This is a genomic window from Kitasatospora putterlickiae, from assembly GCF_039527695.1.
GTDB classification, from domain to species: Bacteria; Actinomycetota; Actinomycetes; order Streptomycetales; family Streptomycetaceae; genus Kitasatospora; species Kitasatospora putterlickiae.
In genome coordinates, this window is the sequence record NZ_BAAAKJ010000493.1 from 1 (window position 1) to 2,009 (window position 2,009).

Annotated in this window: 2 protein-coding genes; both read left to right on the forward strand. The window is 76.8% G+C overall.

Going from position 1 to position 2,009, the window contains the following annotated elements:
- Window positions 1-952, forward strand: a 952-nt coding sequence (locus ABD308_RS37755; protein ID WP_344345338.1) for an MFS transporter, incomplete at its 5' end; no start/stop codon positions are given.
- Complete coding sequence (locus ABD308_RS37760) at window positions 949-1,941, forward strand: TolB-like translocation protein (RefSeq protein WP_344345342.1); 993 nt, start codon at window positions 949-951, stop codon at window positions 1,939-1,941. The genes ABD308_RS37755 and ABD308_RS37760, both read left to right, overlap by 4 nt.
- The last annotated feature ends 68 nt before the right edge of the window (window positions 1,942-2,009 follow it).

Below are 2,009 nucleotides of genomic sequence, written 5' to 3' on the forward strand. Positions count from 1 at the left end.
CTCCCGGCTCGGGCTGCTGCTGGCCGGCGGCGCGGCCGGCGGGATCGCCGCCGCGCTGGCCGCCGACCGGCTCGGCAAGGGCGTGCGGACCGCCCCGAGGGACGCCATGATCACGCTCAGCGCGCCGCCGGAGGCGCTCGGCCGGGCGTTCGGCGTGCACCGGGCGATGGACACCACGGGTGCGCTGCTCGGGCCGCTGGTCGCGTTCGCGGTGCTGTGGGCGACGGCCGACGCGTACGACGCCGTCTTCGTGGTGAGCTTCGCCACCGGCCTGCTCGGCGTCCTGGTCCTGCTGCTCTTCGTCCCCGCCGGGACGCCGGCGCCGGTCGGGGCCGCGCCCAAGCCGGCGCCGGTCACGGCCGCGCCCAGGCCGGCGCGGACCCGGCCCCGGGTGCTGCGCGACCCGGTGTTCCGGCGGGTGACCGCCGCCGCCGCGCTGCTGGGCGCCGCGACCATCGGCGACTCCTTCCTCTACCTGCTCCTCCAGCGCGGCCTGGACCTGTCGCCGCTCCTGTTCCCGCTGCTGCCGCTCGGCGCGGCGGCCTGCTACCTGCTGCTGGCCGTCCCGGCCGGGCGGTTCGCGGACCGGACCGGACGGCGGACCCCGTTCCTCCTCGGACACGGCGCGCTGCTGGCGGCCTACCTCACCCTGCTGGCACCGCTCGGCTGGCCCTCCGCCGTCGTCGTCCTCGTCCTGCTCGGCGTCTTCTACGCCGCCACCGATGGCGTGCTGATGGCGCTGGCCGGACCGGTCCTCCCGGCGGAGGGCCGGGCGGGCGGGATCGCGGTGCTGCAGACCGGGCAGGCGCTGGCCCGGCTGGTCGGGGCGGCCGGGTTCGGCGTCGCCTGGACGTGGTGGGGACCGCGTCCGGCCCTGCTGGCGGCCGCCCTCGCGCTGGCCGCCGCGCTCGCCGCCGCCTGGCGGATCCTGCCGGGACGGAGGACCGGATGATCAACCCGCGCGCGACCGTGAAGGCGCGCACCACCGTGCTGGTCCTCGCCGTCCTCGTCCTGCTGGGCGGCTCGCTCGGCTACGTCCTGCACGCCCGCCAGCGCGACGGCGGGCACCGACTGGTCGCGGCGGAGGCCTCGTTCACCCTGGACCGGCCCGGCCTCTACTACCGCGACGGCGCCACCGGCCGGGTCGCCCGCACCCCGGGCACCCCGGACGGGCCGTCCTGCGAACGCTTCTACGCGGCGGGGGAGCGGGCGCTGTGCCTGCGGGCGCTGCCCGGCACCCCGGCCCGCACCCAGGCGGTCGTCTACGACCGGGCGTTCACCGAACTGCGGACGGTGACCGTGCCCGGCATCCCCAACCGGGCCCGGGTGTCGCCCTCCGGACAGGTGCTCTCCTGGACCAGCTTCGCGGTCGGGGACTCCTACGCGAAGAGCGGCTTCTCCACCCGCACGTCGATCCTGGACCTGCGCACCGGCTACCTGGTCAAGTCGATCGAGGAGATCCCGCTGACCCTCGGCGGCACCCGGTACCACGCCGCCGACGTCAACTACTGGGGCGTCAACTTCGCCGCCGACGACAACCGCTTCTACGCCACCGTCGCGACCGGCGGCCGCACCCACCTGGTCGAGGGAGACCTCAAGGCCTGGTCGGCCCGGACCCTGCGGGAGAACGTCGAGTGCCCCTCGCTCTCCCCGGACGGCACCCGGATCGCCTTCAAGAAGAGGGTCTCGGACGACCCGGCCGCGCTCTGGCGGCTGTACGTGCTCGACCTGGCCGACCTGCGCGAGCACCCCACCGCCGAGTCGCGCAGCGTCGACGACCAGGCGGCCTGGCTGGACGACGACACCCTCGCCTACGCCCTCCCGGCCCGGGAGGGCAAGGGCGCCGACCTCTGGAGCGTCCCGGCGGACGGCTCCGGCGCGCCCGGGCTGCTGGTACCCGGCGCCTCCTCACCGGTCACCGTGCCCGCCGCGCCCCGCTGACCGCCCTGCACATCGCCCACCCGAGCACCGGCCGGCCCGACCAGGAGGAGCGGGTGCTCGCCGAGGCC